6 protein-coding genes and 4 pseudogenes are annotated in these 7,795 nt (G+C 60.0%); 6 read left to right on the plus strand and 4 right to left on the minus strand.

What is annotated here, in order from left to right; genetic code table 11:
• Positions 1–90: 90 nt before the first annotated feature.
• The 3 genes and pseudogenes from BM536_RS43690 to BM536_RS43695 all read right to left on the minus strand — a co-directional run.
• A pseudogene (locus BM536_RS43690) lies at positions 91–608 on the minus strand (transposase family protein); the annotation flags it as partial.
• A gap of 112 nt (positions 609–720) precedes the next feature.
• Positions 721–1,419, minus strand: coding sequence for a hypothetical protein (locus tag BM536_RS38030; protein WP_073499383.1), 699 nt, complete (start codon positions 1,417–1,419; stop codon positions 721–723).
• A gap of 154 nt (positions 1,420–1,573) precedes the next feature.
• A pseudogene (locus BM536_RS43695) lies at positions 1,574–1,980 on the minus strand (transposase); the annotation flags it as partial.
• On the opposite strand from BM536_RS43695, the pseudogene BM536_RS40075 reads away from it, so the two are divergent.
• Positions 1,978–2,149, plus strand: a pseudogene (locus BM536_RS40075) (ISAzo13-like element transposase-related protein); the annotation flags it as partial. The pseudogenes BM536_RS43695 and BM536_RS40075 overlap by 3 nt on opposite strands.
• A gap of 3 nt (positions 2,150–2,152) precedes the next feature.
• Here the strand turns inward: BM536_RS40075 and BM536_RS43700 are convergent.
• Positions 2,153–2,524 (minus strand): annotated as a pseudogene (locus BM536_RS43700) (IS5/IS1182 family transposase); the annotation flags it as partial.
• Positions 2,525–2,681: 157 nt separating this feature from the next.
• Here BM536_RS43700 and BM536_RS40565 point away from each other — a divergent pair.
• From BM536_RS40565 to BM536_RS40575, 5 genes are all read left to right on the plus strand, one after another.
• Entirely contained in the window at positions 2,682–3,344 is a 663-nt protein-coding gene (locus BM536_RS40565; protein ID WP_143651127.1) for a hypothetical protein, read from the plus strand.
• Positions 3,345–3,423: 79 nt separating this feature from the next.
• Positions 3,424–4,017: a DUF5987 family protein gene (locus BM536_RS45165; protein ID WP_425444728.1), complete on the plus strand. Its 594-nt coding sequence runs from the start codon at positions 3,424–3,426 to the stop codon at positions 4,015–4,017.
• Positions 4,014–5,606: an FAD-dependent oxidoreductase gene (locus BM536_RS38050; protein WP_073499387.1), complete on the plus strand. Its 1,593-nt coding sequence runs from the start codon at positions 4,014–4,016 to the stop codon at positions 5,604–5,606. The genes BM536_RS45165 and BM536_RS38050 overlap by 4 nt, the downstream gene beginning before the upstream one ends.
• 169 nt (positions 5,607–5,775) lie before the next feature.
• Positions 5,776–6,342 carry a hypothetical protein gene (locus BM536_RS40570; protein WP_143651129.1) on the plus strand — a complete coding sequence of 189 codons (567 nt, stop codon included), beginning with the start codon at positions 5,776–5,778 and terminating at the stop codon, positions 6,340–6,342.
• A gap of 90 nt (positions 6,343–6,432) precedes the next feature.
• Positions 6,433–6,903 carry a hypothetical protein gene (locus tag BM536_RS40575; protein ID WP_211363022.1) on the plus strand — a complete coding sequence of 157 codons (471 nt, stop codon included), beginning with the start codon at positions 6,433–6,435 and terminating at the stop codon, positions 6,901–6,903.
• Positions 6,904–7,795 lie beyond the last annotated feature (892 nt).

The raw sequence follows: 7,795 nt of genomic DNA on the forward strand, positions 1-7,795 counted from the left end.
TCAGGTCTCCGCGTCCCATGCAGCCAGCCTGACCCCAATACCCCACCCCCGTCAGGAGATCCGAGAAACAGCGCCTAGCTGTGAGGTCTTGCCCGGCAGTCGCCTGTGGGGGACGGCGACGGTATCACCGGCTGGCTGGCAGCCGCGGTCGGCCAGGACGGGGATGCCCAGACGGATGCCTGTGGCGATGATCCGGTGCCCGCGGGCAGCGGTGAGATCGTGGGTCCGGCCTGGCACAAGCGGCGAGATCCACACCAGTGTGCCGTCCGCAGCGGTGGCCACCTGCAGGTTTACGCCGTGTCGGCGGTGCTTGCCCGAATAGTCCGCCCGGCGGACGTCGGCCGATCTCAGCGCTGCGGTCAGACCGGGCGCGAGCCGCGCCAGGTGACCGACCATGGCATGGACGCAGGCATGTGCGGTGCCCAGGCTGATCCCAAGCCGGCCGCGAGCTGTCGCAGAGTGTCGTTCTTCCGCAGGTACACCCGTGCGATCACAGCGTCCGGACGGTGAAGGCCGGCACCGTGGGTCACCTTCCCGGGTGACGATCAGCTTCGTGACCCACTCCACCAGGCATGCGGGACATCGAGTACGGCACGATATGGAACCACGAGGCCCCCGAGTCAAGAGCTGTGGACGTCAGACATCCCGCTCAACAACTCGAGGGCTTCGCCCATCACGCCACCCCGGCCGTCATCCGATCAGTGGCCCCACTGAACATGCTCAGTGCCGCTGGCCGCTGCCTTTGCGGCGGAGCGCTACCACCAAGCCAGCGCCCGCGCCGAGCAGCAGCAGCGCCGCACCGGCGATGCTGACTGTCTGCGCGCCTGTCTCGGCCAGGGCGCCGCCGTTCTGTGAGACTGGGGTGGACGACGCGGGCGGCGTGACTGCCGCAGAAGAGGAACTGCTCGGGTGCGGGCTCGCCGGAGAGCTTTCGCTCGCCGGTGGGGTCGTGACCGGCGGAGTGGGAGAGGTGCTCTGTGACGGGGTCGGGGAGCTGCTGGGCTGGGTATTGGATGCCGGGCAGGCGTGAGACAGGTTGAACCAGGCAACGTCGCCGCCCGTCACTTCGGCCTCGGCCGCTACGAGCGTGGCGCCGGGATCGGACGCGGCGTAGGCGTGCTTGTCGGACGGCGGGCCGAAACTGGTGATGACCTGTTCGCCTCCCGGCTCGAAAGTCACCGTGAGCTTGACGAAATCCGTACCCGTGCCGGGCAGCACGAAGTGCCAGCCGTCCTTGGTGTCGGGCACCGGGCAGTCGGATTCGTGCTCCACGCCGTCGGAGGAGGCTGTCAGCGGCAAGTGCTGGTGCAGCGGAACCGTGTAGGTGTCATCGGTCGCGGACGCCGAGGTCGCTGGGATGAGCAGCCAAAAGGCAGAGGCAGTCAAAGCGACCGCGCGGGCGAAGGAACGGGTGTACATAAGAGTCCAGTCTGTACATCAATGAGACAAAGTAGGGAGAACGACGGATAAATATCCGTAAGATTCCAGACAACTTGTGGGCCAGTCAAGACCCGCACTCCATAATTCCTTTTATATCCGTCTAAAGCATGTTGCAGAGGCCCGAGATTTTGCAGACGCGTGCACGGACCCGACGGTGTTCCGCCTTGTGGGCTTCCTCGCCGGCCAGGAGGGGGCGGCCGGGATGTTTGCGATGTGGAACGACCAGGCCAGTGCTGATTTAGGCGCCATCGCCGAGCGCGGTGACGCCTTGGCAGTGCTGTGGCAGGCCGGCGTGACGCCGCACATGGGCGTCGGCCCTGTTGCCGGGAGCCAGCCTGGCGGTAGTCACGACCAGGCGTGTGTCGGTGTCGATGATGACCTGCACGTTTGCGGACACCGGTAGTTGCGGCTCGAGGCGCCGGCCTTGCGGTCGCGGACCGGGATCAACATGCCGTCCACGATTCACAGCCGGTCCGCGGCATCGACGGGACGTGAGGCTGACTCGAGCGCGACGAGGAGCCGCAACCGCTGAATCTCGCGGACACGGTGGGCGACCCCTTCTGCGCGAGGAGGGCTTCAGCCTGCAGGGCAACGCCAAGACGCTGGAAGGCAGGCAGCACCCCGGCCGGACGCACCGTTCCATAACCTCAACGAGCAGGCCCGCGACCATCAGGGCTGCGGGGCTCCGGTGATCAGCGTGGACACGAAGTCTCCCTTGGACGCCCTGACGTGGCAGGAGTCGACAACGCAGTGCGACCGGTCCAGCCGGGAGGCCGCGCTCAACTCGACGATCTGGACCTCGTGCAATCGCTGCCTCGCGCTGGCCTTGTTCCAGTCCCGCAGCCGCCGCCAGCGTGTGATGCCCGAGCCGGAGTCGAGGCCTTGTTGCAAGTACTCTCACTGGATCCCTGTGTTCAGCAGATCCAAGCCCCCACAGAACGTCCAGGTCGGGCGACGGCTTGCAGCCGGGATACCGGATCCTGCGCTCACGCTGCGACGGCAGCGGCTCAAGGTGATCCCGCAGTTCAACGGACACGATCCGCTGCAATGCGCCCACAGGACCGGTCCACCCGGACCGATCCACCTCATTGTGTCAGCCGTTGTTTGAGATCCCCGGACGTACTGACACTGTGTAAAAGTTTTTCGAACCCTCTTTACTCACAGGTCGGCCTGCCTCACTCTAAATCCCGTTGCAGCTACCGGCGGCGTCCGGCGTCGCGACGGGTTTTTTGCTAATTCAAGTGGATCTCCTCAGTTGCTCGAAGGGTGAGAACATGAAGCGGCGAAGGCTTAGCATTGTCAAATCTGCAAGAGTTGTAGCACTTTCCCTTCTCCTTCTTTTCTCCGCAGTAAACACTCCTGCTGATGCCCTCGCAGGAGACCAAGTTTCCCACGATGCTAAAATCAGCCACGTCAATTCTTTTTTTGAGCCCGACTTTGCAGCGACGTGCGATTGGCATCGATTTGGCGAAGCAGAACAACCACCGTGGTGGCTGATGTTCGCCAATCCTCTGTGTATCGAGTACAGCAAGCGTGACATCACATTCGACAACGGTGGCGCTCTTCGCTTTCTTTTAGCTGAGCCCTCCCGCTTCGCCATCACGATGCTGACCTGCCGCTACTACCAGCGCGACCACTGGAGCGTCCAGACCTCTTCGGGAGCCACGCCCCTAGTTACTTGGGACGGTCAGTATTGGTGGAACAAGAGTCACCGTGAAGCGGGCGCCCGCCTGACCAACTTCCGTATCAACGGGCAGAGCGCAGGCATGGGTGATGTCGTGAGCCTGCTTCGCGCTGACTTCCCCGATGTCGCGGACGCTCTTGCCGACTTCGGCGACGAAGCAGGCGAAACCGGCCTAGTTACCAGTCTCCCCTACGACTTAGCATGCGACTTGGCCGGTTGACAAGGTGAACAGTGATCGACGGTTCATCCTCAAATTACTGGTAGCCAGCGTCTCCACCTTGCTGGTGACACCGCCTCTGGTGCCAAGGGCTTCTGCTCTTGGCACCAGTGGGGCGAGTGACTCTCTGGCCACTGGAACCGCCGCGACGCTCGAGGCCTTCGCAGACACCCTGATACCAGGGCAGCGCAGATTTCCCGGCGACTACGCCATCGCAGGCGCCGTTCAAGGTCCTGGTGCGGTACAGGCAGGTGTTATTGACGTGCTCACGTCTCCGCTTCTGCCGGCTCGCCCGGCCCTCAATCTCATTGCGTCACTCCTAAATGCCCGAGCCATCGCCTACGCAGCACTCCACCTGCTACCTCTGCCGGTCACCCTCCCTGCGATGGTTGGTCTCTCATTCCGGCATAGGACCAACCTCGTAGTGGGCCTTTTTGAAGAAGAGGATCTCGATAGGAAAATTTGGCAGGTTATGTCGCTTCTCGTGAGCGTGGCATTCGACACAGCTGGTCACCTCGACACGGCAACGGCAGTTGCTGGCTCCCACGCGGGACTCACTTGGCTTGGCTTCCCTCAACCCGACCCTGATGGAAAGTGGCGGTTCTCGGATTTCTCCTACGGTATTGCTCTGGCCGATCTACACCCTAACACCGATTCGTCAGGGGGCCCTGCGTGACGGAAGAATCGGTCGACGTTCTCGTCATCGGTAGTGGATTCGGTGGATCGATTCCTGCCTACTATTTGGCAGCAGCCGGCGCTCGTGTTCTAGTGCTTGAAAGAGGCCCACGCGTCGAGACCGCAGATCTGTCTCATTCGATGGCCCTCGGTAGCTACAATCGAATCGTCGACATTATTCAAGGGGACGGAATATCTGTCGTTGCCGGTAACTGCGTGGGGGGCGGCAGCATGGTCTACTTTGCTGCGTCGTTGCGAGCACCCTCCTTCGTATTCGAACGCACCGATAGCCGTGGCACTCGCATCTGGCCGAACTCTTTAACTAGGCAGACTCTCGATCCCTGGTATGACAGGGTGGAAGACGCAATTCCAGTACAGCAGACTGACTGGAACCATGTATCGTATGCGGGCGGTGTTCTCGCCGCAGCCTGCAAGCGCTCCGGGCACACATGCAATCCTGTTCCAGTTGCTGTCGATCTGGCTAAATGTGTCAATTGCAACTGGATGCTGTCAGGATGTGCTTTCGACGCCAAACGCACTATGCTGCATAATTATCTGGCGGCAGCCGAGTCTCACGGGGCAGAGATAAGATCGCTTCACGAGGTGCAGGCAATCTGCCCATCTCTCAAAGCGGGCTACCGATACGCCGTAACCTATTACACCCTCGATTCAGATGACTACTCATGTTCCTCACCCATGAGTGTCGTCCATGCCAAGACGGTTGTCTTGGCTGCGGGGGCTGTGGGGTCCCCGGTCATTCTCCAAAGATCAAATCTGTTCCTGGGCGGGGTGCCTCAGGCCGTAGGAAAATATTTCAGCGGAAACGGCGACCGCGTAAGTGTGGCAAGAGTAGATGAACAGAAGGTCAGGACTCTCTTAGGGATTTCCCGGTCAGACACAGTCTCCTATCAGGGACTACCTATTGGACGTCCCATTACGGCCGCTACCTATGACTATCTAAACCCGCAGAGTGATCCATTTAAGCGCTTCACGCTGCAGCAAATTTACTTTCCGCCAGTAACTAATGTTTTAGCCCAGGCGAGGGGCACACCAACGGGCTGGCTAGGTAAAGATCAGCGAGATCTGCGAAGGCAGTGGCGGTCTTGGTTGACGATGCTGGCGATGACTGAGGATGAGAACGAGGGAAATTTCGGAGCAGTTCCTCTCTCAGGAAGCTTCACCCGCCTGGCACCTGGAATTGGTATAGGAAGCATGAAATTCCATGCTTCATCTCGAACTAGGCAGGCATGGGACTACTCCGATGAAGCGCTGCGGTCCATACTTGAAAAGGATGCTCTAGCCGAGGTGATGCCATGGAGCGAAAAACTTGGAGGAGCACTAACCGCCCACCCTCTCGGTTCCGTCCGCATCGGCGATGAACCCGCTACGAGTGCACTCGACGATACCCACCAGTTGCGTGGACATCCCGGACTATTTGTGACGGACGGATCGGCTGTCCCTTCCTCACTCACCGTGAACCCGTCACTTACAATCGCGGCGCTTGCAGAGCGTGCAGCCGGACACGTACTCAACCAGACACAAGAAATGGGCGTGCGACTCACCCAGGGTGCCCCCCTGCCTGGCGCCTAGGTCCGCAGTCGTCCGGCCACGAGGCAGCCAAAGCTGCCGCCTCATCGAGCCGTCTCAGCATTGAGTAGTGAATACTCTCTATCTTACCCTGTTAATACGGAAGAATGGTGAGAAATGTGGCGCCAGGGCTATCCCAATGCGTCTGAGCAGTTGTTAAGAGAGAGAATCAATGAACGATTACTACGCCGCGCCTTCCATAGTAGCGCCTGCTGCAACGCCTATGCGGAAGCCGCTAGGTCTCAAGCTCTTCACAGTCGCTTCGGCGATTTCCTTCCTTGGAGGCTTGGGTAGCGCTGTAGTCGTGTTCGCAGGTGGTCGTACACTCGCCGGCGACAATGTCTCTGAGGTCATCAAGAATGATCCTCAGTCCGTGGGCCTGCCCGCCGGGACAGATCCAGCTGGGCTTCAGACCACCCTGGGCTCCCTGTGGAACCAGGTAGTGGACTCGCGATACGACACCCTGTCGGCTCGTGCTTCGGGCGCTGTATTTGTGGCTGTTGTCGTCCTGGTTGTGGCCCTACTGGCCCGCAAGGGCGCCCTTTGGACCCGCGTTCTGGGCTTTCTCTTCGCGTTCGGAACTCTGATCTTGCATGCACTCATTGTTTCGGATCAATCTCCTACTTCGGTAACAGCGTTCAGTCTGCTAGCTCTCGCCGGAGCCCTCGTCTGCCTCGTTACTGCTTGGCTGCCAGGCATTAACCAATACGCGAAAGACCTCAAGGTTCAGCGGATCTAATTCAGGTTCCGAAATATTTAAATTGAGCGCCGATGGGCAAGACGCCGTCGGTGCTCAATTTTTTCCCTGCCGGAAATATGCATGATATTCGTGAATGAAGAGAGAATAACTTTCCAGTCGGAGGACACTGGTATTCCGACTACAGAATGCTCCTTCTTCCTGGAAAGTAATCCTAACGGTATTCGTTTGCTTGTCACGAATCCTTCCCTCGATGCTGTCCAGTTGGTTTTTGCGAGCCTAACCAACTCGAAAACTTCCCCAACGGTGCGCGCATTATTTGAATTAAAGGGAGATTTTATAGTTCCTCACCTCTCCGCGGTTCATTCAAGTAGGGCCGATCCATATCCTGAAGCCGTCTCAGCTTGGAACAAGTTCTGCAAGCAGCCCTTGGGGGACGATTTCTATGTCTTCACCGCCAGTTTTTGTGAATTAGGCATGGCGATACCTAGGCCTATTTGTGTTCATCTCATGAAGGCGCTCTGGGCGCTCAATGAAGCGCATCGAATGGAAATGAAACCCACCCTTGGCGGAGAGATGCAAACGGACCCAGATGTTGAGTAAGGGCGGTGTTCAAAACACTAGTCGGAAGCCGACATCTTTCCCGGCTCGCTAAGGCTTGTCCAGCAACGACTGATAGCGCAGCAACTGCACAGAGCGATTCACGCCACTGACCTAGCGGAACGTGCATGTAGAAGACGTTCTTACGCGATCCCAGCGCAGTCGCTTCGGCAGCGGTGCCGAGGAGCCCGACGTCACCTCGTTCCCGCCAGCACCACACCGACGTCGGCCGCCGCCGCCCCGGGGACGCCGACCGTCACCCACACCCGGCACTCCGTGCTGCCGTTCGAGACCAGTTCTGGACGACCGGCTTCGTCGGCAATCTACCTAGGCCCTCATGGAAGCGACCGGTCTGGGCAAGGGAAGCATCTACAAGGCGTTCGGCAACAAGGACGCTCTGTACATGCGTGTCTTCTCCGACTACTGCCAGGATCTTGTCACTCAAGCCCGCGAGGAGTGGCAGGACGGCCCGCAAGAGATGCTCCCCTCGCCGGTGGCGCGACTTGAGCATTACCTCGTTTCTCTTGCTGGGGCCTTCGCAGCTGAGTCGCCCCGCCGAGGATGCTTCCTCACCAAGGCCACTGCGGATCGCCGCGGCGAAGACAAACTGGGGGCGCAGACAGCCCGACGCGCATACGAGGAATCTTGCCGGCCTCCTCGCGGCCGCGATACGCGACGCCCAGGACGCTGGGGAAGTGGCCGACCACGTCGGCGGCACGGCTTTGGGTATCTACTGTTGAGCGTTGTCAGGGGGCATCGATTCCATGGCCAAGGCGAGTGCCGACGAGGCCACGCTCCGGCGGACGGCTCGAGCGGTTCTAGGCAGTGTCTTCAAAGAGTCCTGATGGGGGATCATGTGGTGCATGGTGCGTCGTCATGAGCTGTCGGATCTGGA

The sequence above is a fragment of the Streptomyces phaeoluteigriseus genome (assembly GCF_001896135.2).
Taxonomy (GTDB): Bacteria; Actinomycetota; Actinomycetes; order Streptomycetales; family Streptomycetaceae; genus Streptomyces; species Streptomyces phaeoluteigriseus.